The 21,812-nt window shown below is 60.8% G+C and carries 22 protein-coding genes; 11 read left to right on the top strand and 11 right to left on the bottom strand.

Annotated elements, in window-relative coordinates:
* The first annotated feature begins 239 nt into the window (after positions 1–239).
* From CXF97_RS15500 to CXF97_RS15455, 10 genes are all read left to right on the top strand, one after another.
* Positions 240–1,214 (top strand): KpsF/GutQ family sugar-phosphate isomerase, encoded by a 975-nt coding sequence (locus tag CXF97_RS15500; protein WP_101159247.1) that lies wholly within the window; start codon positions 240–242, stop codon positions 1,212–1,214.
* Positions 1,214–1,738, top strand: coding sequence for an HAD family hydrolase (locus tag CXF97_RS15495; RefSeq protein WP_101159246.1), 525 nt, complete (start codon positions 1,214–1,216; stop codon positions 1,736–1,738). The genes CXF97_RS15500 and CXF97_RS15495 overlap by 1 nt, the downstream gene beginning before the upstream one ends.
* A gap of 8 nt (positions 1,739–1,746) precedes the next feature.
* Positions 1,747–2,319 (top strand): LPS export ABC transporter periplasmic protein LptC, encoded by a 573-nt coding sequence (gene lptC / locus CXF97_RS15490; protein ID WP_101159381.1) that lies wholly within the window; start codon positions 1,747–1,749, stop codon positions 2,317–2,319.
* Positions 2,306–2,851 (top strand): lipopolysaccharide transport periplasmic protein LptA, encoded by a 546-nt coding sequence (gene lptA, locus CXF97_RS15485; protein ID WP_039759374.1) that lies wholly within the window; start codon positions 2,306–2,308, stop codon positions 2,849–2,851. The genes lptC and lptA overlap by 14 nt, the downstream gene beginning before the upstream one ends.
* On the top strand, positions 2,851–3,576 hold the full coding sequence (gene lptB / locus CXF97_RS15480) for an LPS export ABC transporter ATP-binding protein (protein WP_024011621.1): 726 nt from the start codon (positions 2,851–2,853) through the stop codon (positions 3,574–3,576). Before lptA ends, lptB begins: the two co-directional genes overlap by 1 nt.
* A 166-nt stretch (positions 3,577–3,742) precedes the next feature.
* Entirely contained in the window at positions 3,743–5,233 is a 1,491-nt protein-coding gene (locus CXF97_RS15475) for an RNA polymerase factor sigma-54 (RefSeq protein WP_101159245.1), read from the top strand.
* A gap of 73 nt (positions 5,234–5,306) precedes the next feature.
* Positions 5,307–5,615: a ribosome hibernation-promoting factor, HPF/YfiA family gene (gene hpf, locus CXF97_RS15470; RefSeq protein ID WP_007912419.1), complete on the top strand. Its 309-nt coding sequence runs from the start codon at positions 5,307–5,309 to the stop codon at positions 5,613–5,615.
* Positions 5,616–5,627: 12 nt separating this feature from the next.
* Positions 5,628–6,092, top strand: coding sequence for a PTS IIA-like nitrogen regulatory protein PtsN (ptsN, locus tag CXF97_RS15465; protein ID WP_039759380.1), 465 nt, complete (start codon positions 5,628–5,630; stop codon positions 6,090–6,092).
* A 2-nt stretch (positions 6,093–6,094) separates the two neighbouring features.
* Positions 6,095–6,952, top strand: coding sequence for an RNase adapter RapZ (rapZ, locus tag CXF97_RS15460; protein WP_101159244.1), 858 nt, complete (start codon positions 6,095–6,097; stop codon positions 6,950–6,952).
* Positions 6,953–6,967: 15 nt separating this feature from the next.
* Positions 6,968–7,243 carry an HPr family phosphocarrier protein gene (locus CXF97_RS15455; protein ID WP_101159243.1) on the top strand — a complete coding sequence of 92 codons (276 nt, stop codon included), beginning with the start codon at positions 6,968–6,970 and terminating at the stop codon, positions 7,241–7,243.
* Between the two features lie 96 nt (positions 7,244–7,339).
* Here the strand turns inward: CXF97_RS15455 and CXF97_RS15450 are convergent, their stop codons facing one another.
* The 6 genes from CXF97_RS15450 to pmbA form a co-directional block, all read right to left on the bottom strand.
* Positions 7,340–8,233: a ZIP family metal transporter gene (locus CXF97_RS15450; protein ID WP_101159242.1), complete on the bottom strand. Its 894-nt coding sequence runs from the start codon at positions 8,231–8,233 to the stop codon at positions 7,340–7,342.
* Between the two features lie 29 nt (positions 8,234–8,262).
* Positions 8,263–8,874, bottom strand: coding sequence for a superoxide dismutase (locus CXF97_RS15445; protein WP_101159241.1), 612 nt, complete (start codon positions 8,872–8,874; stop codon positions 8,263–8,265).
* A 1-nt stretch (position 8,875) separates the two neighbouring features.
* Entirely contained in the window at positions 8,876–9,316 is a 441-nt protein-coding gene (locus tag CXF97_RS15440; protein WP_101159240.1) for a hypothetical protein, read from the bottom strand.
* Positions 9,317–9,343: 27 nt separating this feature from the next.
* The gene (locus CXF97_RS15435; protein ID WP_101159239.1) at positions 9,344–10,720 is read right to left on the bottom strand and encodes an aspartate ammonia-lyase; all 1,377 of its coding nucleotides are present in this window, start codon (positions 10,718–10,720) and stop codon (positions 9,344–9,346) included.
* The gene (locus CXF97_RS15430; RefSeq protein WP_101159238.1) at positions 10,701–11,108 is read right to left on the bottom strand and encodes a FagA protein; all 408 of its coding nucleotides are present in this window, start codon (positions 11,106–11,108) and stop codon (positions 10,701–10,703) included. Before CXF97_RS15430 ends, CXF97_RS15435 begins: the two co-directional genes overlap by 20 nt.
* A 234-nt stretch (positions 11,109–11,342) precedes the next feature.
* Positions 11,343–12,695: a metalloprotease PmbA gene (pmbA, locus tag CXF97_RS15425; RefSeq protein WP_178081199.1), complete on the bottom strand. Its 1,353-nt coding sequence runs from the start codon at positions 12,693–12,695 to the stop codon at positions 11,343–11,345.
* Between the two features lie 102 nt (positions 12,696–12,797).
* On the opposite strand from pmbA, the gene yjgA reads away from it, so the two are divergent.
* Positions 12,798–13,322: a ribosome biogenesis factor YjgA gene (gene yjgA, locus CXF97_RS15420; protein ID WP_101159236.1), complete on the top strand. Its 525-nt coding sequence runs from the start codon at positions 12,798–12,800 to the stop codon at positions 13,320–13,322.
* Positions 13,323–13,373: 51 nt separating this feature from the next.
* Here yjgA and tldD read toward each other — a convergent pair whose 3' ends face one another.
* The 5 genes from tldD to CXF97_RS15395 all read right to left on the bottom strand — a co-directional run bounded on the left by tldD (position 13,374) and on the right by CXF97_RS15395 (position 21,801).
* A complete protein-coding gene (gene tldD, locus CXF97_RS15415; RefSeq protein WP_101159235.1) occupies positions 13,374–14,816 on the bottom strand; it encodes a metalloprotease TldD in 1,443 nt (480 codons plus the stop codon).
* Between the two features lie 4 nt (positions 14,817–14,820).
* A complete protein-coding gene (locus CXF97_RS15410; protein ID WP_101159234.1) occupies positions 14,821–15,681 on the bottom strand; it encodes a carbon-nitrogen hydrolase family protein in 861 nt (286 codons plus the stop codon).
* A 128-nt stretch (positions 15,682–15,809) separates the two neighbouring features.
* On the bottom strand, positions 15,810–19,613 hold the full coding sequence (locus CXF97_RS15405) for a YhdP family protein (protein WP_101159233.1): 3,804 nt from the start codon (positions 19,611–19,613) through the stop codon (positions 15,810–15,812).
* Positions 19,614–19,688: 75 nt separating this feature from the next.
* The gene (gene rng, locus CXF97_RS15400) at positions 19,689–21,146 is read right to left on the bottom strand and encodes a ribonuclease G (protein WP_016771696.1); all 1,458 of its coding nucleotides are present in this window, start codon (positions 21,144–21,146) and stop codon (positions 19,689–19,691) included.
* Positions 21,147–21,204: 58 nt separating this feature from the next.
* Positions 21,205–21,801: a nucleoside triphosphate pyrophosphatase gene (locus CXF97_RS15395; protein ID WP_101159232.1), complete on the bottom strand. Its 597-nt coding sequence runs from the start codon at positions 21,799–21,801 to the stop codon at positions 21,205–21,207.
* Between the last annotated feature and the right edge of the window lie 11 nt (positions 21,802–21,812).

Below are 21,812 nucleotides of genomic sequence, written 5' to 3'. Positions count from 1 at the left end.
TGCCAGACTTTCCTAGGAAACACCTGCATCCCGGGCAGGCCGAACTGGCGGCGAACTATATCACTGCAATGGCTGAGCGCCCAAGCGAGAAGCCGGGCACAGTCGCCGACAGAATAAGGTGGGAGCGACTTTCGGAGGGTTTTGGTAACCAGTGATGACAAAGCACGACGAACTTGCGTGAGGCTTTGCCACATAACCGCTATAATCGCCGCCTTTTCATCGGCCCATACGATTCTGACATGAGCAAAACCCGCGACCTGATTCAATCGGCACAACGCACCATCCGCCTCGAAGTGGAAGCCGTCCAAGGCTTGATGGCCCATATCGACGCCGATTTCGTACGCGCTTGCGAGATGATTCTGGCGAGCAAGGGTCGTGTGGTCGTAGTCGGCATGGGCAAATCCGGGCACATCGGCAACAAGATCGCCGCCACCCTGGCCAGCACCGGCACCCCGGCGTTTTTCGTGCATCCGGCGGAAGCCAGCCACGGTGACATGGGCATGATCACCCGCGACGACGTCATTCTGGCCCTGTCGAACTCTGGCTCGACCAACGAAATCATCACGCTGCTGCCCTTGATCAAACGCCTGGGCATCCAGCTGATCAGCGTTACCGGCAACCCGCAGTCGCCACTGGCGAAGGCTGCGGAGGTCAATCTCAACGTGCATGTCGAGCACGAAGCCTGCCCGCTGAACCTGGCCCCGACGTCCTCGACCACCGCTGCACTGGTGATGGGTGATGCCTTGGCTGTTGCCTTGCTGGAAGCACGCGGTTTTACCGCCGAAGATTTTGCGTTCTCGCATCCGGGCGGCGCACTTGGCCGACGCCTGTTGCTGAAAGTGGAAAACGTCATGCACGCCGGAGAGCAACTGCCGCAGGTACAACGCGGCACCCTGCTCAAGGATGCGTTGATGGAAATGACCCGCAAGGGCCTCGGCATGACCGCTATCCTTGAAGCCGACGGCAAACTCGCCGGGATCTTCACCGACGGTGATCTGCGCCGCACCCTGGATCGCACCATCGACATTCGCAACGCCACCATCGACGAAGTGATGACCGCACACGGCAAGACCGCGCGGCCCGACATGCTTGCCGCTGAAGCCTTGAAAATCATGGAAGACCATCGAATCAGCGCCCTGGTAGTCGTCGACGAGGAGGATCGCCCGATCGGCGCCTTCAACCTCTCCGATCTGCTGCGCGCAGGAGTCATGTAATGAGCAACGATCTGCTGCAACGCGGCAAAGCGATCAAACTGGCAGTCTTTGACGTCGACGGTGTGCTCACCGACGGCCGCCTGTACTTCCTCGAAGACGGCAGCGAGTTCAAGACCTTCAACACCCTCGACGGCCAGGGCATCAAGATGCTGATGAATGCCGGCGTGCAAACCGCGATCATCAGCGGACGCAAGACCCCGGTGGTCGAGCGGCGCGCGAAGAACCTCGGTATTCCGCACCTGTTCCAGGGGCGCGAAGACAAATTGGTGGTACTCGACGGTTTGCTCGCACAACTGGGCCTAAGCTATGAAGAAGTCGCCTACCTTGGTGACGACCTGCCAGACTTGCCGGTGATTCGCCGCGTAGGGCTGGGCATGGCGGTGGCCAACGCTGCCGAATTTGTCCGCGAGCACGCCCACGGCGTTACCCGCGCCCGTGGCGGCGAAGGTGCCGCCCGCGAGTTTTGCGAATTGATCCTGCGCGCCCAGGGCCGCCTCGAAGCGGCCAACGCCGCGTATCTGTGAGCCTGACCATGTTTAGCAAAAAGTTTCGCAATTTCCTGCTGTTCGGCTGCATTGCGGCGATCTTCGCTGCCGTGGGCTATTGGAACATCAGCCCGGAACGCTTCCTCGACAGGCCACCGGTCTCGACCGCCGAAAATCCGATCGATTGGTACGCGACCAACACGCACACCATTCAGTACCTGCCCGACGGCAAGGTGCAGTACGAGATGACCTCAGACAAGGCCGAGCACGTCAAGGCCACCGACATTACGCTGGTGACCAAACCTGATCTGAACATGTATCGCGGAACCGACTTCCCATGGCACGTGACCAGCGAGCGCGGCGAAGTGAACTCCGGCGGCACCGAAGTGGAATTGATCGATTCGGTGCGCGTACAACGCACCGATGAGAAACAGCGCGGCACCCTGATCACCAGCACCCGCATGACCGTGTTCCCGCAGCAAGAATATGCGCAGACCGCGCAACCCGTTAGAATCGAGGGCGCTGGCGGCGTATCGACTGGCGTCGGAATGAAAGCGTACCTGAAGGACAGCAGGATACACCTGCAATCGAACGTAAGAGGACAGTATGAGGCTCGTTAAAACCCTCCCTATTTTGCTCAGTCTGGGCGCAGCACTGGGAAGCGCGAGCGCCTGGTCCCTGCCGAACGATCAGCAGCAACCTATCCGCATTCAGGCCGACGACGCCCAACTCGACGACAAGAATGGCATCGCCACCTATAAAGGTGACGTGATCATCACCCAGGGCTCGATGATCGTTAAAGGCAACACCGTGACGATGACTCGCGCGCCCAATGGCGACATCGACGTGGTGACCTCGGTGGGCAACCTGGCCTACTTCGAGCAGTTGCAGACGCAGGGCGACGCCAAGCCTGTTCAAGGCTACGGCGTGACGATTCAATACCACGCTCAGCAAAACCGTGTGGTGCTGATCGACAAGGCCAAAGTCGTCGACAAGGACGGCAACGTCACCCAAGGCGAAAAAATCGTCTATGACACCGTGAAGAAACTGGCCAGCGCCGGTCGCGCCACGGGCAGCAAGGTCACCGAAGCGCGTCCGCGCATCGATATGGTGATCCAGCCGAAGAAGAAAACCGAAGAGAAATCCCAGTAATGGCAACTCTGAAAGCTCAGCACCTGGCCAAGGCCTATAAAAGCCGCCAGGTCGTGCGTGACGTCAGCCTGTCGATCGACAGCGGGCAGATCGTTGGCTTGCTCGGTCCGAACGGCGCCGGCAAGACCACGTGCTTCTACATGATCGTCGGCCTGGTGCAGGCCGATCAGGGCCGCGTGCTGATCGATGATCTGGACGTCAGCCACCAGCCAATGCACGGCCGCGCCAAGGCCGGTATCGGCTATCTGCCGCAAGAAGCGTCGATCTTCCGCAAACTGTCGGTTGCCGACAATATCATGGCGATCCTTGAGACCCGCCCGGAGCTCGACAAGGCCGGTCGCCGCAAGGAGCTGGAAAGCCTGCTGCAGGAATTCCACATCAGCCACATCCGCGACAACCTCGGCATGAGCCTGTCCGGCGGCGAGCGCCGTCGGGTGGAAATCGCCCGAGCCTTGGCCACTGCGCCAAAATTCATTCTGCTCGACGAACCGTTCGCGGGTGTCGACCCAATCTCGGTCGGCGACATCAAGCAGATCATCCACCACCTCAAGGCCAAAGGCATCGGTGTGCTGATCACCGACCACAACGTCCGCGAGACCCTGGATATCTGCGAGACCGCTTACATCGTGAACGACGGTCAACTGATCGCTGAAGGCGATGCCGAGACCATCCTGGCCAACGATCTGGTCAAGGAAGTGTATCTGGGTCACGAGTTCCGCCTGTAAGCGCGACAGCGCTGTATCGATTCAAGGCGCATTTATCCGCTTTAATTGTTACAGCGCTCTAGGCAAACACTTCAGTTTCAGGCATATAATTTGCTTAAGTTTGGCGCTTCGGCGCCCTGTAGTGGATGGCGCAAAGCGCCGGCGAATAAGGTGTTAAGCCCCTGCCATGAAACCATCGCTAGTCTTGAGAATGGGCCAGCAGCTGACGATGACACCGCAGCTGCAACAGGCCATCCGCCTGCTCCAATTGTCGACCCTGGACCTGCAACAGGAGATCCAGGAGGCTCTGGAATCCAATCCGATGCTCGAGCGCCAGGAAGAAGGCGACGACTTCGACAACGCCGATCCTCTGGCCGACAACGCCGAACAGAAACCCGCCGAAATCCAGGAACCTTCCTATCAGGAAGCCGCTCCGACGGTGGATAACCTCGAGGATGGCGAATGGAACGAACGCATCCCCAATGAACTGCCCGTGGATACGGCATGGGAAGATGTCTATCAGACCAGCGCCAGCAGCCTGCCCAGCAGCGATGACGACGAATGGGATTTCACCACCCGCACCTCCGCCGGCGAAAGCCTGCAGAGCCACCTGCTCTGGCAACTGAACCTGGCGCCGATGTCCGACACCGATCGCCTGATCGCCGTCACCCTGATCGACTGCATCAATAATCAGGGCTATCTGGACGAAACACTCGAAGAAATTCTTGAAGCGTTCGATCCGGAACTGGACATCGAACTCGACGAGATCGAAGCCGTCCTGCATCGCATCCAGCAATTTGAGCCCGCCGGGATCGGCGCGCGCAACCTCAGCGAATGCCTGCTTTTGCAACTGCGCCAGTTGCCGGCCAAAACACCGTGGCTGGCCGAGGCCAAGCGCCTCGTCGCCGATTACATCGACCTGCTCGGCAGCCGCGATTACAGCCAGTTGATGCGCCGCATGAAGCTCAAGGAAGACGAACTGCGCCAGGTCATCGAGCTGGTGCAGAGCCTTAATCCGCGCCCGGGCTCGCAGATCGAGTCGACCGAAGCCGAATACGTCATTCCTGACGTGATCGTGCGCAAGGACAACGAACGCTGGCTGGTTGAGCTGAACCAGGAATCGGTGCCACGCTTGCGCGTCAACGCCCAGTACGCCGGTTTCGTCAAACGCGCCGACACCAGCGCCGACAACACCTTCATGCGCAATCAGTTGCAGGAAGCCCGCTGGTTCATCAAGAGCCTGCAGAGCCGCAATGAAACCCTGATGAAAGTAGCCACGCAGATCGTCGAGCATCAGCGCGGTTTTCTGGAGTACGGCGACGAAGCGATGAAGCCGTTGGTATTGCATGACATCGCCGAAGCAGTCGGCATGCACGAATCGACGATTTCCCGGGTGACTACGCAAAAATTCATGCATACCCCGCGCGGTATCTATGAACTCAAATACTTTTTCTCCAGCCACGTCAGCACCTCCGAAGGCGGCGAATGCTCGTCCACGGCGATCCGCGCGATCATCAAGAAACTGGTCGCTGCGGAAAATCAGAAAAAGCCGTTGAGTGACAGCAAGATCGCTGGTTTACTGGAGGCACAAGGCATTCAGGTGGCTCGCCGCACCGTCGCCAAGTACCGCGAATCCCTCGGAATCGCGCCTTCGAGCGAACGCAAGCGGTTGATGTAAGCCACGTTACAGCGTTCCAGTGGCAGGCTTTTCGGCCTGCCGCTTTATGCACTGGCAACGAAGGAGAAGCTGTATGCAAGTCAACATCAGTGGACACCAACTGGAAGTGACCCAACCTCTGCGTTCCTACATCGAGGAAAAACTCCAACGACTGGAGCGACATTTCGACAAGATCACCAACGTGCAGGTGACGATGTGTGTCGAAAAACTGAAGCAGAAGATCGAAGCCACCTTGCATATCCCCGGCAGCGAAGTGGTCGCCAACGCAGAAGATACTGACATGTACGCTGCGATCGACTCACTCACCGACAAGCTGGATCGCCAACTCAAAAAGCATAAGGAAAAGACCCAGAGCCTCCTACAGGGCGCGACCGGTCGTTAACACCCCTATCCCATGATCCGACTTGAAACCATCCTGACCCCCGGCCGTTCCCAGGTGAACGCGCCGGGCGGCAGCAAGAAAAAAGCCCTCGAACAAATTGCCAACCTGATCCACCGCGAAGTGCCGGATCTGGCGATGCAGGATGTTTTCGAGGCGTTGATCGCCCGTGAAAAACTCGGCTCCACCGGTTTTGGTAACGGCATCGCCATTCCCCACTGCCGCCTCAAGGGCTGCACGGCGCCAGTCAGTGCGCTGCTGCACCTTGAAGCTCCAATCGATTTCGACGCCATCGACGGCGCCCCGGTTGACCTGCTGTTCGTGCTGCTGGTCCCGGAGGCCGCGACCGACGCGCATCTGGAGTTGTTGCGCCAGATCGCGAGCATGCTTGATCGCAAGGAAGTGCGCGAAAAGCTGCGCAGCGCCGCGAGCAACGAAGCCTTGTACCAGGTTGTACTGGACGAGCAGAACGGGCACTAATCATGCGTTTGATCATCGTCAGTGGCCGTTCGGGATCGGGTAAAAGTACCGCCCTGAACGTCCTTGAGGACAACGGCTACTACTGCATCGACAACCTGCCGGCCGGTTTGCTGCCGGAACTGGCCGAGCGGGCGTTGATCCATACCGAGCTGGCGCAGCCGCTGGTGGCCGTGTCGATCGATGCGCGCAACCTGCCGAGCCATCTGTCACGCTTCCCCGAACTGCTCGAAGACGTCCGCGCCAAGCATATCAAGTGCGATGTGCTGTATCTGGACGCCGACGAAGAAACCCTGCTCAAGCGTTTTTCCGAGACCCGTCGTCGTCACCCGCTGAGCAATGCCAATCGCTCACTGGCCGAAGCCATCCACGATGAAACCGCCCTGCTCGGCCCGATCGCCGATCTGGCCGACCTGAAAATCAACACCACCAGCCTGAATCTGTATCAACTGCGCGACACGCTCAAGTTACGGCTGTTGAATCAGCCGGAGCCCGGCACTGCGTTTCTGGTTGAATCGTTCGGCTTCAAACGTGGCATGCCGGTCGACGCCGACCTGGTGTTCGATGTGCGTTGCCTGCCCAATCCGTACTGGAAACCGGAGCTGCGCGCGCAATCCGGCCTCGATGCACCGGTGGCCGAGTACCTGGCGCAGCAGCCGGATGTCGAAGAAATGTATCAGGACATCTTCGCTTACCTGAACAAGTGGCTGCCACGTTTCGCCGCCAGCAATCGCGCCTACGTCACCATTGCCATTGGCTGCACCGGCGGACACCACCGCTCCGTCTACCTGACCGAACGCCTGGGCCAGGCCCTGCAGAAAACCCTCAAGAACGTCCAGGTTCGCCACCGCGACCTCACCTAAAGGACTCACATCGCGATGCCTGCTCGTGAAATCGAAATCATCAACAAGCTGGGTCTGCACGCCCGGGCATCGGCCAAATTTGTCGGCGTGGCCGGCAAGTTTCCCGAGACGACGATAAGAGTGGGTCGCACGCCCGAGACCACAGTGGACGGTAAAAGCATCATGGCAATGATGATGCTTGCAGCGGGCAAAGGCACCAAAATCCACTTGAGCACCGAAGGCGCACAGGCTGAAGAGGCCATGGACGCCTTGGTGGAGCTGATCAACAACTACTTCGACGAAGGCGGCTGACCGCCGAACATCAAAAAATCGCAGCCTGCGGCAGCGCCTGCAGGGAGGCACATTCCAGATGCAGGCGCTGCCGAAGGCTGCGATCTTTTGACCTTCTTAACCCAGCGCCGTGTCCATCGCCATCATCAGACAAAACCCGATCAACAAGCCAAGACTGGCCAGCTTGTCATGGCCATGCCTACGCGACTCGGGAATCACCTCGTGAGTCACCACCAGCAACATTGCCCCCGCAGCCAGCGCCAATCCCAAAGGCAACAACACCTGGGCCAGACTCACCAGCCACGCACATAACAGCGCAAATACCGGTTCCACCACCCCCGACGCCGCGCCGATCAGAAACGCCCTGACCCGTGACATTCCTGCGCCGGCCAGCACCAGCGCAATCACCAGACCCTCCGGCACATCCTGCAAGGCGATGCCCATCGCCAGGCTGTCGGCATCCGCCATCCCGCCACCTGCAGACACGCCAACCGCCATGCCTTCCGGTATGTTGTGCGCAATGATGGCGAAAACGAACAGCCAGATTCGTGGTGGAATCACCGGATGTTCCGGCGTGCCGACGAGCATCTCCGGCGAGGCACCGGACACCCTGCGATCCACCAGATACAGGCCGAACGCGCCAAACAGGATGCCGAAGCAGATCAGACTACTGGCAGCCCACGGCGTCAGGCCAAGACTCTCAGCTGCCGCAATGCCCGGCACGATCAACGAAAATGCCGTCGCCGCCAGCATCACTCCGGCACCAAATCCCAGCAAGGTGTCGCTGAGTGCTTGCGGCATGCGGCGGATCACCAGCACCGGCACCGCGCCCAGCGCCGTGCCCAAGGCGCAGATGGCACCGCCCTGCAGCGCCCGCAACAGCCGTGGTTCCAGATTCAGCCAGTGCAAACCGTGGGCAACCAGCAAACTCATTCCCGCCAACAGCAACAGCGAACCCGCCGCGTAACGAAACATGCGCCCGCTGCCAATCGCCAGTGTTTCCGTGCCCATATTCGGCCCTGATCGTTTTTATTGCAGGCTTAGACCAGTGCGGCTTGATAGCGCGCAGCGACTTCCGGCCAGTTGATCACGTTATAGAACGCGTTGATGTATTCCGGGCGACGGTTCTGGTAGCGCAGGTAGTAGGCGTGCTCCCAGACGTCGAGGCCAAGGATTGGTGTGTTGCCGTGCATCAACGGGCTGTCCTGGTTGCCGCTGCTTTCCACGATGAGCTTTTTCTGCGCAGTCACGCTGAGCCAGGCCCAGCCGCTGCCGAACCGGGTCAGCGCGGCCTTGGTGAACGCTTCCTTGAAACGCTCGAGTCCGCCCAGTTGTTCGTCGATGGCCCTGGCCAGCTCGCCGTCAGGCTTGCCGCCACCGTTGGGCACCATCACTTCCCAGAACAGCGAGTGATTGGCATGGCCGCCGCCCTGATTGATCACCGCCGCGCGAAGGTTTTCCGGCAGTTGCTGAACGCTGGCGACGAGTTTTTCCACCGGCCACTCGGCGAATTCTGTGCCTTGCACGGCAGCGTTGAGGTTGTTGATGTAGGTCTGGTGATGCTTGGTGTAATGGATCTCCATGGTCTGCGCATCGATGTGCGGCTCGAGAGCATCGTAGGCGTAAGGCAAGGCAGGCAAGGTAAAAGCCATTTCAATGGACTCCATGCTGATGGGTGACTGTGGCGCGGCGGGCAATGCCGGTATCCGGGCGCAGCAGACGCTGGGTGCGTGGGTACTCGCCGTGCTCGCTGATGAAATTCAACAGCTCGACATAGGTCTTACTGCTCTGGCGCAACGCCGCTTCACGCAGGGCTGGACGCAAGCGTTCGTCCTGCATGGTCTGCAACAGTCGCTGGTGGATGGCGCAAAGATATTCGGCGCTCTCCTCCGGTTGGTTCAGGCGCAGATGCAGGTCGGCGAGGTTGTGATGAGAGACGACACACGCCGCCACCGCTTCGTCGGCGTCCGCCCAGCGCTCGAACAACACTTGCGCCAGCGCCAGGGCTTGCAGGTAAGCCTCGCGGGCGTCGATCAATTCGCCCAGCATGAAGCAGCGATTGGCCCGTTCGATCGTGCGTTTCCAGTGCTCCATGGTGAGCCTCCAAAACGGTTGCGGGGTTTACACGCCGCCAGCGGTGAGTTTCTCGGGATTGAGCAGCTCTTGCAGTTGGCTGCGTGACAGATCGGTGTGTTCCAGCGCGACGTCGATCACCGCACGGCCTTCCTTGTAGGCCTGCTTGGCGATTTCGGCGGCTTTCTGGTAACCGATGATGGGGTTGAGCGCGGTGACCAGAATCGGATTGCGCGCCAGTGCTTCTTGCAAACGCGATTCGTTGACCTTGAAAGTAGCGACTGCCTTGTCACCTAAAAGGCGACTGGCGTTGGCCAGCAGCTCGATGCTGCTCAGCAGGTTCTGCGCGATGATCGGCAGCATCACGTTCAGTTCGAAATTGCCGGATTGCCCGGCGACGGTGATCACCGAGTCGTTGCCGATCACTTGCGCGGCGACCATCGCGGTGGCTTCCGGGATCACCGGGTTGACCTTGCCGGGCATGATCGACGAACCCGGTTGCAGCGCTTGCAGTTCAATCTCGCCAAGACCGGCCAGCGGCCCGGAGTTCATCCAGCGCAGGTCGTTAGCGATTTTCATCAGCGACACGGCGGTGGCCTTGAGTTGGCCGGAGACGGCGACGGCGGTGTCCTGCGAGCCGATCAGCGCGAACAGATCCTTGCCGGGGGTGAACTGAACGTCAGTCAGTTGGCTCAGGTGCCGACTGAATCGCGCGGCGAATTCCGGATGCGCATTGATCCCGGTGCCGACTGCGGTGCCTCCCTGCGCCAGCGCTTGCAGGCTTGGCAGCAGATCCTGCAGATGCCCGATATTGGCCTTGAGCTGCTGCGCCCAGCCGTTGAGCACCTGGCTCATGCGCACCGGCATCGCGTCCATCAGATGGGTGCGCCCGGTCTTCACATGATGATGCACCTGACCGGCCTTGCGCTCGATGACCTGTACCAGATGCAATAGCGCCGGCAGCAGTTGTTCATGCAGCGCCAGCGCGGCGCTGACGTGGATGGTGGTCGGAATGATGTCGTTGCTGCTTTGCCCGCAGTTGACGTGATCGTTGGCGTTGACCGACTCGCCGAGCATGCGGCTGGCCAGCGTGGCGATGACTTCGTTGGCGTTCATGTTCGAGCTGGTGCCGGACCCGGTCTGGAAAATATCCACCGGGAAATGCTGCATGAAATCGCCTTCGAGCAGACCTTGCGCGGCATCGCTGATGGCTTTGCCCTGTGCCGCGCTGATCTGGTTCAGCTCAACGTTGGCCCGGGCAGCGGCGGCTTTGGCGAGGATCAGCGCGCGGATGAATTGCGTCGGCATCGGTTTGCCGCTGATCGGGAAGTTGTCAACGGCGCGCTGGGTCTGCGCGCCATAGAGCGCGTCGATCGGCACCTGCAGTTCGCCCATGCTGTCGCGCTCAATACGTGTCTTGGTCATTGGAGTGTCCTTGCAGCAAATCAATGAGAGGAATCGACGGTTGCAACTCGCAAGCGGCGAGCTGCCAGGTGTAGCGTTGCCAGCGCCGCAAGCGGCATTGGCACAGCGCCAGGCGCTCCATCTCACGCAATGGGCGCCAGGCTTGATCGAGACAGACACTGCGCCAGTGCCACGGCAACGCGATATCAGTGGCGGTATCGAGCAACAGACGGAAAGATGTTTGGGCGACGGTCCAGGGCGAAGTGGCCGTGCAACAGGACAGATAGCGTCCTTCAGCGAGGTAATGTTCGATCAAGCGCGGTTCGTCAGGATCCAGCGCGCAACGGATCTGGCGGCTCATCCAGCGCCAGCTTTCGAGGTAGGGCTGCTCGTGCAAGGCAGAACTCATGATCCGGGACTCGTTCGGAGATGAGATTCATTATTAGATGATAATGAGAACCAAAACAAGAGTTGCCTTTGTGGGCAAACGGGCTTGCTCACCAATGCGCTGTGTCAGCCAGAGATGTTGTGATTGAAAGACCATATTCGCGAGCAACCCCGCTCCCACAGCGGGTTTTTTGTCCGGCATGAAAAAGGCGCGACATCCGGGTGGATGGCGCGCCTTTTTGTAACGGCTGCGGGCTTAGCTGCCCGCGACAGTCATCCGCTCGATCAACACCGACCCGGTGCGAATGTTGCTGCGCAGCTCCAGATCATTACCGACGGCAACGATCTGCTTGAACATGTCGCGCATGTTGCCGGCGATGGTCACTTCCTGCACAGCGAACTGGATCTCGCCATTCTCGATCCAGAAACCCGCCGCGCCACGCGAATAGTCGCCGGTGACCATGTTCAGACCATGGCCCATCAGCTCGGTAACCAGCAGACCCCGGCCCATGCGTTTCAACAGCGCCGCCTGGTCTTCATCGCCATGGGTGACGAACAGGTTGTGCACGCCACCCGCGTTGGCAGTGCTCGGCATGCCCAGTTTACGGCCTGAATAGGTGCCGAGGATGTACGAGACCAACTCGCCCTTTTCGACGAACGGTTTCGCGTAAGTGGCCAGGCCGTCACCGTCGTAGGATGCACTGCCCATCGCGCGCATCAGATGCGGACGCTCATCGATAGTCAGCCATTCCGGGAACAGCTTCTGGCCCAGCGTGCCTTCGAGAAACGACGATTTGCGATACAAACTGCCACCCGACACCGCCGAGAGGAAGCTGCCGAACAGACCGCCCGCCAGCTCAGCGGAAAACAGCACCGGCACCTCGCAGGTCGGCACCGGACGCGCACCCAGACGGCTGGCTGCACGTTGCGCGGCACGCTGGCCGATGCTCACCGGATCGGCGAGCAGACTGCCCTGGCGATTGACGTCGTACCAGTAATCACGCTGCATCTGGCCGTCGGCTTCGGCGATCATTACGCAACTCAGGCTGTGCCGGGTCGAAGCGTAACCACCGATGAAGCCGTGGCTGTTGCCGTACACGCGGCAGCCCTGATGGGTGCTGAGGGTGGTGCCGTCGGCGTTCTTGATCCGCGCATCGGCGTCAAACGCCGCTGCCTCGCAGAGCAAGGCTTTCTCGATGGCTTGCTCCGGGGTTATGTCCCATTCATGGAACAGGTCGAAATCCTGCACATCCTTGGCCATCAACGCCGCATCGGCCAGACCCGAGGCTTCGTCCTCGGAAGTGTGTTTGGCGATGGCCAGTGCCGCCGCGACGGTTTCACGAATCGCCTCCGGCCCGGTCGCCGAGGTGCTGGCCGAGCCCTTGCGCTGGCCGACGTACAAGGTGATGCCAAAGCCCTGATCACGGTTGAACTCGACCGTTTCGACTTCACGCTGGCGCACCGACGTCGACAAACCCTGCTCCAGCGACACCGCGACTTCGCAGGCGCTGGCGCCCTGACGCTTGGCTTCGGCGATGATCTGCTCGACCTGTTCTTGCAGTGCCGGCAATGCCTGCGGGCCGACGCTTTGAACTGCACTCATGCTCATCTCCACTCAAATTCTGCTTTCGGCTGGGGCCATCGAGCGACCGGGCCGGACAAGCGGCCCCCGACTGGTTATCATGGCGGCGTTTCTTTGCGGACTGCCACCATGGTTGATTCTTACGACGACTCCCTCGATACGGGAGAAAAAAGCAAATCTCAGGTCAAACGCGAGTTGCATGCGCTGGTTGACCTCGGCGAGCGCCTGACCACACTCAAGCCTGATCTGGTCGCCAAACTGCCCTTGACCGACGCTCTGCGCCGGGCACTGGCCGATGCGCCCAAGCACACCGCGAACATCGCGCGCAAACGGCATCTGCAGTTCATCGGCAAGCTGATGCGCGACCAGGACACTGACGCGATTCTGATTTTGCTCGATCAACTCGATGCCTCCACTCGCCAGTACAACGAGCGTTTCCATAATCTGGAACGCTGGCGTGACCGCCTGATCGCGGGCGATGACGCCGTGCTGGAGAAATTCGTCATCGAGTACCCCGACGCCGATCGCCAGCAATTGCGTTCCCTGATCCGTCAGGCCCAGCACGAGGTTGCGCAAAACAAACCGCCTGCTTCGAGCCGCAAGATCTTCAAGTACATTCGGGAGCTGGACGAGACTCAACGCGGCCTGCGTTGATAATCGCCACCGGGTGGCCGTTCTGCGCGCCACCCGACAGCCCCCCTCTTCTTATGCGCCCGTGCCACCCACGGTGATCGCATCGATTTTCAGCGTTGGCTGGCCGACACCCACCGGCACCGACTGCCCATCCTTGCCGCATGTGCCCACACCGCTGTCCAGCGCCAGATCGTTACCGACCATCGACACCCGGCTCATCGCCTCGGGGCCGTTGCCGATCAACGTCGCGCCTTTGACTGGCGCAGTGATCTTGCCGTCCTCGATCAAGTACGCCTCGCTGGTGGAGAACACGAACTTGCCGCTGGTGATATCGACCTGACCGCCGCCGAGGTTGGCGCAGTAGATGCCTTTTTTCACCGAAGCGATGATTTCCGCCGGATCGCTTTCGCCGCCGAGCATGTAGGTGTTGGTCATCCGCGGCATCGGCAGATGCGCATAGGATTCGCGGCGACCGTTACCGGTGCGCGCCACGCCCATCAGGCGCGCGTTGAGCTTGTCTTGCATGTAACCCTTGAGCACGCCGTTTTCGATCAGCGTGGTGCACTCGGTCGGTGTGCCTTCGTCGTCGACACTCAGCGATCCGCGGCGGCCGCTCAAAGTACCGTCGTCGACGATGGTGCAGAGTTTCGAGGCAACCATTTCGCCCATGCGCCCGCTGTAGGCAGAACTGCCCTTGCGGTTGAAATCGCCTTCCAGACCATGCCCTACCGCTTCGTGCAGCAGCACGCCAGACCACCCCGAGCCCAACACCACCGGCAGGGTCCCGGCCGGCGCCGGAATCGCTTCCAGATTGACCAGTGCCTGACGCAGCGCCTCACGGGCATAGCCCATGGCGCGGTCCTCGGCGAGGAAATAGCGGTAGTCGGTACGCCCGCCACCGCCATGCCCGCCGCGCTCGCGACGGCCATTCTGCTCAACGATGACGCTGACGTTGAAGCGCACCAGCGGCCGCACATCGGCGGCCAGGCCACCATCAGTGGACGCCACCAGAATCCGCTCCCAGACCCCGGCCATGCTCACGCTGACCTGCTGGATACGCGGATCGAGCGCGCGCGTAGCCACGTCGATACGCTTGAGCAGCTCGACCTTCTCGGCGCGACTGAGCACTTCCAGCGGATTGTCCGGAGCGTACAGTTGCGCGACATCCTGAGTGCTGAACGCCTGCACCGTGCCATTCTGCCCGGCGCGGGAGATCGAGCGCGCGGCGCGGGCCGCTGCGCCGAGGGCTTCGAGGGTGATCGCGTTGCTGTAGGCAAAACCGGTTTTCTCACCGGACTGTGCGCGCACGCCGACGCCTTGATCGAGGTTGAAGCTGCCTTCCTTGACGATGCCGTCTTCCAGCGACCATGACTCGGAAATCTGGCCCTGGAAATACAGGTCGGCGGCATCGATGCCCGGCCCGGCCAGATCGCCGAGCACATCTTGCAGGCTCTCGATCGTGACACCGCCGGGTGCCAACAGGTGATCACTGACTGAGGACAACAACTCGCTCATAGGTTTACGCCTTAAATTCGTGTTCTGAAGCAGGCCGCTGGGCGCCCTGCGAGAAAAACCGCCGATGACGCGTCACCGGCATGCGCGCCCGGATGGACGCCTGTTCATCGCTGTCGCGGGCGGCCAACAACACCGCCTCGCCTTGATCCTTCTGGGCCAGCACACGCCCCCACGGGTCGACAATCGCCGCATGCCCGAAGGTCTCGCGCGGCCCTGGATGGCTGCCGCCCTGCGCCGCCGCCAGCACATAACATTGTGTCTCGATGGCTCGTGCACGGATGAGCACATCCCAATGCGCGGCGCCGGTCACGGCAGTAAACGCCGACGGTGCAGTAATCAACTCGGCACCGGCGGCGCGCAATTCGCTGTAAAGCTCGGGAAAGCGCAAGTCGTAACACACGGTCAGACCGACACGGCCCACCGGTGTGTCCGCCACCACCACGCCACTGCCATAAGCATAGTCATCGGATTCACGATACCGGCCGCGATTGTCGGCAACATCAACATCGAACAGATGCAGCTTGTCGTAGCGCGCGACGATCTCACCGTGTTCATTGATCAACAGCGAGCAGGCATGGGCTTTGGCCGTGGGTTGACCCAGCGGTGGCAACGGTAATGTACCGGCAACTATCCATAAGGTGAGGTCGCGGGCGGTCTGTTTCAACCAGGGCAGGATCGGTCCTTCCCCTAACGCTTCCGCGCGACCGATGTCGGCGACATCGCGACGGCCCATCGCAGCGAAGTTCTCTGGCAGCACCGCCAGCTTCGCGCCGCCGGCCGCAGCCTGTTCAAGCAGGCGCCGGGCCTGAGCCAGATTGGCCAGCACGTCGCTCTGGCTGACCATTTGAATCACTGCTAAAGACATGGCCGCTCCTCGGGATTTGCATAAGACTGTGCTGGAGCTGCCGCAGGCTGCGATCTTTTGATTTTTTTTAAGAGCCAGATCAAAAGATCGCAGCCTGCGGCAGCTCCTACAGGAGTAGTGTCTGTTAGTTAAAAAGGCTTGTCGAAGGTGATTTTCGGCTCTTTCCATGGGCCTTTGACGGTGTACTTCACGCTGGCAAAGCGCGCCACGCGGTCACCGATCAGCTTGTCGATGAGGAACAGCGCGCCGCCGACCGCCGGTGCGCCGACGAGCAGCGCGGCGATCGGCAGGTTGTTGGTCACCGGCAGCGTCACCAGCAATTTCGCATCGACCTTGTCACCCACCAGATCCAGCGTGCCGTCCAGCTCAAGGTTGCTCGAAGGCCCGGTCAGGCGAATCGGCTCACGGGTCACATACACCCCGTTGGTGGCCACCAGCAGCCCTTTGACCCGGTCGTAGCTCAAGCCTTTGCCGAACAGGTCGGAGAAGTCCAGGCGCAGACGCCGGCCGATCGAGTTGAAGTTGAGCAGGCCGAACACTCGCAGCGCCTGAGCACCGCCTTCCACTTCAACGAACTGGCCCTTGTTCAGCGACGCATCGAGGGTGCCGGAGAAGCGCTTGGTCGCCAGCCACGCCGGCGAGCCCGGCCAACGGCCGTCGACATCCATGTGGAATTCTTCGCTGGTCACGCTCGGCGCGAAGCCCCAACCTTTGAGCACGTCAGCCAGATTCTTGCCGCCGACCCGACCTTTGTACCAACTGCTGGTCGCGCCCGGCGCGCCTTCCCAGCCACCGTTGCCTTGCAGGAGGATTCCCTTGAGCCCCATGTCGAGGTTATTCAGGGCGATGCCCTTGGCGGTCGGCCGTACTTTCAGCGACCAGCCCCCGACCAGATCGGGGCCCAGAAACAACTGGTTGAGGGTGATATCCAGCGCCGGTATTTTCGTCGGATCGACCGATGCCAGCGGATCCGGCGCGTTCTCGTCAGCCTGCACCGTCGGGTCCGGCGCCGGCAGTTTCACGTACTGAAGATTCACCGCGATCGGCACGCCCTTGGCGTCCGGCAGGCTGGCGCTGCCCTTGGCTTGCTGGCTGTCGAGGGCCAGACTCCATGCGCCGGGCTTGCGATTGATCTGCACCGAGGCCTGATCCAGCGTGGTGCCGAATGCCGTCAGCTTGCCGACTTTGATATCAGCGCTACTGAGCAATTGCCTGGCGCTGCCGCCCGGATCCTGCCCGGCGTACTTGCTGGCCAGATCCTGCCATGGCGCGACGTCCAGTTCAGACAGCACCCCGCGAATCCGCAGGCCCTTGGCCCCCGGCAACACCGCTTCGCCGGCGCCGAGAAACAGCTCGCCACGGCCATCGGCGAAATCGCTCGGAGGCGCGGCAAAGGTGAAATTGGCCAGTTGATCGTAATTGACCCAGTAACGCCGCTCCTGGCCTTGCAAGGTCATGCGGAACACGGTGTCCCGCCCGACATCGGCGGCCATGCCGAACGGCGCCGGCAGATCCACCGCGACACCCTTGAGGCTGGAGCTGACCATCAACTGGCTGTCGGCCCCGGAAAGATTAAGTTGCAACTGATACGGAATCGTCCCCGATACTGGCAGCGGTTGGGTGACGCCCAGCCAGTCGGTGAGCTTTTTGACTTCGACCTGACCCGACGCAGCCACCCGAGTCTTGATCTGATTGGGGCTGCCATCAGCGAAGATCTGCGCAGTGACCGGCTTGTCGAAGGCTCGCGCAGTAATGTTCTGGCCGCTGAGGCCCTTGTTACTGTCGAAGCGGAAATCGCCCTTGAGCTGGCTCAGTTCCAGCTTGGGTTCGGCCAGTTTCAGCCGCGCATTGGCCGTTTTGAAATCGACGAGGATTTTCGGCTGTTCACCCTTGGCCAGCGGAATGTCCAGTTTGAGCTTGCCGTTGAGATCACCAGCGCCCTCCCAACCGGCAAACGTTTCGCCAGTGCCGATCGGCGCGTCCTGAAGAATCTTCAAACCATCGCCCAGGCCACCGGCAAACGCGCCATCGAGCAACAGATGGCTGTTCTGCCCGGCCGGTACGTGAGGAATATTGACGAAGACATCGCTGACTTGCGTATCGAGCAATTGGCCTTTGCTGGCCCAGATACGCACGCCGCTGTCTTCGATGAACACATCACCACTGACTTTGCTCACATGCGGCCAGCCTGGCTGAAACGCCAGTTCGGCGTCATGTACCTTGAAGAAAAGGCTGATGCTGCGGTCAGCCTCGCCGGCGTTTTTGCTCAGCGAGCCCTGATACTGGAAGAATCCCTGATCCACCGCGCCTTTGAGGATCGCGGTGCGCAACCACTCATCCAGCGCCGGGCTCAACACCGCCGGCAGGTATTTCGCGGTGTAGCGACCGTCGCCATCGACCAGGCCGACACGCAGGTCCATGTAGTCTTCCTGGCTGTGGTCGAAGTGCAGGCGAATGAGGAAATCGCCGGCAATCTTGCCCTCCTCGCCCAGCACTTTCAGGTACGGCGCAATGAGGGTGAAACCGTCCTTGTCGAGCTTCCAGGTCAACCTCGCATTGGCCTGCAGGTATTGCCACGGCTTGGCGAAGATCGGATCGAGGTGCAGGACAAAATCCTTGCTGTCCAGGCGCAACTCGCCGCCGTCGAGATTGCCGCTGAGGCTGCCGCTGACATTTCGCGCCGCCGGAGCGCCGTGATACGCGTCGAAACCGACGTTATCGAGATTGGCGGCAAAGCCGAATTTACTGCCATCGGTAGCCGTCGGCCGGAAATCCAGCAGGACGTTGCGCAGGCCGCCGGTGACCTTCAAACGCTCAACCACAGTGGCGAAACTCTGCGGCAGTGGCCCCAGCGCGTTGAGCAGCGGTGTGATCGGCGTCAGATCAAGGCGATCGGCCTGTAGATGCCAGAGCTCTCCGGCGTTGGCGCTGGCCCGGCTTTGTTGCACCTGTACACGCGATTCCCAGCGGGTTTCGCCAAAGCTCATTGCCAGCGAATCAAGGGTGACACGCGCACCCTCGGCACTGTTGCGGTAGTAGGCGTTCAGCGCCAGATTGTTGATCTGGATCGGCTCGCGCTCGGCGTAGGCGCCCGTGACTTGCGGTGCATTCAGGCGCAACGCGGCGCTCTGCAATGCGCCTTCGGCCCAGTCGACCCAGAGTTCGCCGCCGGCCTTGATCTCGGAAAAATTCCATTGCTGGGTCAGGCGCTCGGGCAGCCATTTCGACCAGTCGCTCTGCGGCAGGCTGGCGTAACCGTCGATGTTGCTGTTCTGCCATTGATCAGGTCGCAGCCGGGTACGCAGGCTCAACGCGACAGGCTGGCCATCGGGCAGGGTCAGACGCGCATCGAGACGCTGGCGACTGGCGCCGGTGCGCAGATTGAGGCCGACATAAGTGAGCGTCATGGGCGGGTGATCAAGCGGTTGCAGGGTGACCTGGCTATCGAGCACCGACAGTTGCTTTATCATCTGCGAGCGCTGGAACAGTTGCGGCGCGTCGAACGGTTGATCCTTCTGCACCGGCAGGCCTTCCAGCGCCCAGGTACCGTCTTCGGCTTCCTTGAGGCTGATCTTCAATCCGTTGAGTTCGATATGTGCGAGGCGCACCTCGCGGGCGAGCACACTGGCCCATAGATCCGGGACGACCCGAACACGATCCAGGCGCAGTGCGTTGGCGCCATCGCCGACCATAACGTCATGGGCCAGCAGGATCGGCGCAAAACCGCTCCAGTTACCCTCAAGCTCACCGATCTGCAAGGGCATGCCGAGGGCGGCGCTGGCCTTGTCTTCGATGTCGGCGCGGTATTCGGCCACCAGTGGCGTCAGCTCGCGGCCGAGGCTGACGTACAACGCCATCAACACCAGAACCAACGCGCACAGGCCCAGCCCCCAACGGGTGATTGCGGCCAGAATGCGTGTCAGACGCTCCATGTCAGTTGGCTCCCATGGCAAAAATACTGCGAAAAGCTGAGGCCAGCCGCGTTGAATGAAGGGTGATGCAGGGCTTCAGAGCAGCACCACATCATATTGTTCCTGGGAATACATGGTTTCGACCTGGAAGCGTATGGTGCGACCGATGAAGCCTTCAAGCTCGGCGACGTTACCGGACTCTTCGTCGAGTAGACGGTCGACCACTTTCTGGTTGGCCAGCACTCGGTAACCCTCGGCCTGATAGGCTCGGGCCTCGCGCAGAATTTCGCGGAAGATCTCGTAACAGATGGTTTCAGCGGTCTTCAGTTTGCCCCGGCCCTGGCAACTGCTGCACGGTTCGCACAGCACCTGTTCAAGGCTTTCGCGGGTGCGCTTGCGGGTCATCTGCACCAGGCCCAGCTCGGTGATGCCGATGATGTTGGTCTTGGCGTGATCGCGCTCCAGTTGTTTCTCCAGCGTGCGCAGGACTTGACGCTGGTGCTCTTCATCTTCCATGTCGATGAAGTCGATGATGATGATCCCGCCAAGGTTGCGCAGGCGCATCTGCCGGGCAATCGCCGTGGCCGCCTCGAGATTGGTTTTGAAAATGGTTTCTTCGAGATTGCGGTGACCAACGAACGCCCCGGTGTTGACGTCGATGGTGGTCATGGCTTCCGCCGGATCGATGACCAGATAGCCGCCGGACTTCAGCGGCACCTTGCGCTCCAGCGCGCGCTGGATTTCGTCTTCGACGCCGTACAGATCGAAAATCGGCCGTTCGCCTGGGTAGTGCTCCAGACGATCAGCGATTTCCGGCATCAGTTCGGCGACGAACTGTGTGGTTTTCTGGAAAGTTTCCCGGGAGTCGATGCGGATCTTCTCGATCTTCGGATTGACCAGATCACGCAGCGTACGCAGGGCCAGGCCGAGGTCTTCGTAAATCACGCTCGGCGCGGCGATGGTCTTGATTTGTTCGTTGATCTGATCCCAGAGTCGCCGCAGGTAGCGGATGTCCATGAGGATTTCATCAGCGCCCGCCCCTTCAGCGGCTGTGCGCAGAATGAAACCGCCGGCTTCCTTGATGCCTTCTTTGGCCACGCAATCGCTGACCACCTGCTTGAGGCGCTCGCGCTCGGCTTCGTCTTCGATCTTCAGGGAAATGCCAACGTGGGCAGTGCGCGGCATGTACACCAGATACCGCGAAGGGATTGACAGTTGTGTGGTCAGGCGTGCGCCTTTGGAGCCGATCGGGTCTTTGGTGACCTGCACCACCAGGCTCTGGCCTTCGTGCACCAGCGAACTGATGCTTTCCACCGCCGGGCCTTCGCGCAAGGAAATCTCGGCGGCGTGAATGAACGCCGCGCGATCAAGGCCAATGTCGACAAATGCTGCCTGCATGCCAGGCAGGACGCGGACGATCTTGCCTTTATAGATGTTGCCGACGATCCCGCGTTTTTGCGTGCGCTCGACGTGGACTTCTTGCAGCACACCGTTTTCGACCACCGCCACGCGCGACTCCATCGGCGTGATGTTGATCAGAATCTCTTCACTCATGGCAGGATCTCGTTCAGGCATGTTCACGATAGTGGCCGCATCTGGATTCGCACGACGCTCAGGGCGTGTTCGGGTTTTGCCAACAGGGTATGCCGAAATGGCCCAACACCTCGCAGGTTTCGCACAATGGCAAGCCGACCACCGCTGAATAGCTGCCTTCAAGCCCGGCGACAAACACCGCACCCAGGCCCTGAATGCCATAGCCGCCGGCCTTGTCGCGCGGTTCGCCACTGGCCCAGTAGACGGCCGCCTCTTCGAGGCTGATCGGGCGAAAACGCACTAGACTGCGCACCACCCGCGACTCGCAGCGCTCGCCTTCAAGCACGGCGATGGCGGTCAGCACTTCGTGTTCGTTGCCGGACAACATCATCAGCATGGCGCATGCATCGGCTTCGTCCACCGGTTTGCCAAGAATTTTGCCGTCGAGCACCACAGCGGTGTCGGCGCCGAGCACGCAGAACGGCTGCTCAGAGACGACCGAGCGGCGACCGGCCTCAGCCTTGCCACGCGCCAGGCGTTTGACATAGGCCGAAGGGGATTCTTCAGGAAGCGGGGTTTCGTCGATATCCGCGCTGATTGCGGAAAACTGCACGCCGATCTGCGTGAGCAATTCACGGCGACGCGGTGAGCCGGAGGCGAGGTAAAGCAGTTTCATCAAAACATCTC

This window comes from Pseudomonas sp. Choline-02u-1 (genome assembly GCF_002836515.1).
Lineage (GTDB): Bacteria > Pseudomonadota > Gammaproteobacteria > Pseudomonadales > Pseudomonadaceae > Aquipseudomonas.
This window is presented reverse-complemented; position numbering and strand designations above follow the sequence as displayed.

What these genes read in the sequence shown, in the direction of transcription:
- CXF97_RS15495 (WP_101159246.1), top strand. Translation starts at nt 1,214, where the DNA reads ATGAGCAACGATCTGCTGCAACGCGGCAAAGCGATCAAACTGGCAGTC.
- CXF97_RS15450 (WP_101159242.1), bottom strand. Translation starts at nt 8,233, where the DNA reads ATGGGCACGGAAACACTGGCGATTGGCAGCGGGCGCATGTTTCGTTAC.
- CXF97_RS15435 (WP_101159239.1), bottom strand. Translation starts at nt 10,720, where the DNA reads ATGACCAAGACACGTATTGAGCGCGACAGCATGGGCGAACTGCAGGTG.
- lptB (WP_024011621.1), top strand. Translation starts at nt 2,851, where the DNA reads ATGGCAACTCTGAAAGCTCAGCACCTGGCCAAGGCCTATAAAAGCCGC.
- CXF97_RS15405 (WP_101159233.1), bottom strand. Translation starts at nt 19,613, where the DNA reads ATGGAGCGTCTGACACGCATTCTGGCCGCAATCACCCGTTGGGGGCTG.
- CXF97_RS15500 (WP_101159247.1), top strand. Translation starts at nt 240, where the DNA reads ATGAGCAAAACCCGCGACCTGATTCAATCGGCACAACGCACCATCCGC.
- CXF97_RS15455 (WP_101159243.1), top strand. Translation starts at nt 6,968, where the DNA reads ATGCCTGCTCGTGAAATCGAAATCATCAACAAGCTGGGTCTGCACGCC.
- ptsN (WP_039759380.1), top strand. Translation starts at nt 5,628, where the DNA reads ATGATCCGACTTGAAACCATCCTGACCCCCGGCCGTTCCCAGGTGAAC.
- CXF97_RS15430 (WP_101159238.1), bottom strand. Translation starts at nt 11,108, where the DNA reads ATGAGTTCTGCCTTGCACGAGCAGCCCTACCTCGAAAGCTGGCGCTGG.
- CXF97_RS15395 (WP_101159232.1), bottom strand. Translation starts at nt 21,801, where the DNA reads ATGAAACTGCTTTACCTCGCCTCCGGCTCACCGCGTCGCCGTGAATTG.
- yjgA (WP_101159236.1), top strand. Translation starts at nt 12,798, where the DNA reads ATGGTTGATTCTTACGACGACTCCCTCGATACGGGAGAAAAAAGCAAA.
- CXF97_RS15445 (WP_101159241.1), bottom strand. Translation starts at nt 8,874, where the DNA reads ATGGCTTTTACCTTGCCTGCCTTGCCTTACGCCTACGATGCTCTCGAG.
- CXF97_RS15475 (WP_101159245.1), top strand. Translation starts at nt 3,743, where the DNA reads ATGAAACCATCGCTAGTCTTGAGAATGGGCCAGCAGCTGACGATGACA.
- lptC (WP_101159381.1), top strand. Translation starts at nt 1,747, where the DNA reads ATGTTTAGCAAAAAGTTTCGCAATTTCCTGCTGTTCGGCTGCATTGCG.
- rapZ (WP_101159244.1), top strand. Translation starts at nt 6,095, where the DNA reads ATGCGTTTGATCATCGTCAGTGGCCGTTCGGGATCGGGTAAAAGTACC.
- rng (WP_016771696.1), bottom strand. Translation starts at nt 21,146, where the DNA reads ATGAGTGAAGAGATTCTGATCAACATCACGCCGATGGAGTCGCGCGTG.
- CXF97_RS15440 (WP_101159240.1), bottom strand. Translation starts at nt 9,316, where the DNA reads ATGGAGCACTGGAAACGCACGATCGAACGGGCCAATCGCTGCTTCATG.
- CXF97_RS15410 (WP_101159234.1), bottom strand. Translation starts at nt 15,681, where the DNA reads ATGTCTTTAGCAGTGATTCAAATGGTCAGCCAGAGCGACGTGCTGGCC.
- hpf (WP_007912419.1), top strand. Translation starts at nt 5,307, where the DNA reads ATGCAAGTCAACATCAGTGGACACCAACTGGAAGTGACCCAACCTCTG.
- lptA (WP_039759374.1), top strand. Translation starts at nt 2,306, where the DNA reads ATGAGGCTCGTTAAAACCCTCCCTATTTTGCTCAGTCTGGGCGCAGCA.
- tldD (WP_101159235.1), bottom strand. Translation starts at nt 14,816, where the DNA reads ATGAGCGAGTTGTTGTCCTCAGTCAGTGATCACCTGTTGGCACCCGGC.
- pmbA (WP_178081199.1), bottom strand. Translation starts at nt 12,695, where the DNA reads ATGAGCATGAGTGCAGTTCAAAGCGTCGGCCCGCAGGCATTGCCGGCA.